Source organism: Pseudoalteromonas sp. SR44-8, assembly GCF_014163635.1.
GTDB classification, from domain to species: Bacteria; Pseudomonadota; Gammaproteobacteria; order Enterobacterales; family Alteromonadaceae; genus Pseudoalteromonas; species Pseudoalteromonas rhizosphaerae.
Map to the genome: position 1 here is coordinate 1 of NZ_JACJDS010000091.1, position 705 is coordinate 705.

General features: G+C 46.0%; 1 rRNA gene. It reads left to right on the plus strand.

Annotated features, from left to right (window positions below):
• Positions 1–310: 310 nt before the first annotated feature.
• Positions 311–705, plus strand: a 16S ribosomal RNA gene (locus H5183_RS21440); the annotation flags it as partial.

Consider the following 705-nt stretch of genomic DNA (forward strand, 5'->3'; position numbering starts at 1 on the left):
GTTTAAAATTAAGTGTTGACAAAAAAATAGGAAAGCGTAATATGCGCAGCCCTAGCGAGATAAAGTTTAACTTTAACCGCAACGTTCTTTAACAATATAAAGCAATCATCTGTGTGGGCACTCGTGCAGATTGAGTTCTAACAGCCGAGCTTAGTTCGCTAAGCAAGGCAGAAAATTTAGAGTCTCAATTGAAACTGAGTGACCAACAGAAGCAACTTATTTATAAGTTGCTTCGGCACAGTCAATTCAATATCGAAAGATATTAAATAAATTCAGAATTCATTGAGCTGTCGAAAGACATAAAACTTTTTAATTGAAGAGTTTGATCATGGCTCAGATTGAACGCTGGCGGCAGGCCTAACACATGCAAGTCGAGCGGTAACATTTCTAGCTTGCTAGAAGATGACGAGCGGCGGACGGGTGAGTAATGCTTGGGAACATGCCTTGAGGTGGGGGACAACAGTTGGAAACGACTGCTAATACCGCATAATGTCTACGGACCAAAGGGGGCTTCGGCTCTCGCCTTTAGATTGGCCCAAGTGGGATTAGCTAGTTGGTGAGGTAATGGCTCACCAAGGCGACGATCCCTAGCTGGTTTGAGAGGATGATCAGCCACACTGGGACTGAGACACGGCCCAGACTCCTACGGGAGGCAGCAGTGGGGAATATTGCACAATGGGCGCAAGCCTGATGCAGCCATGCCGC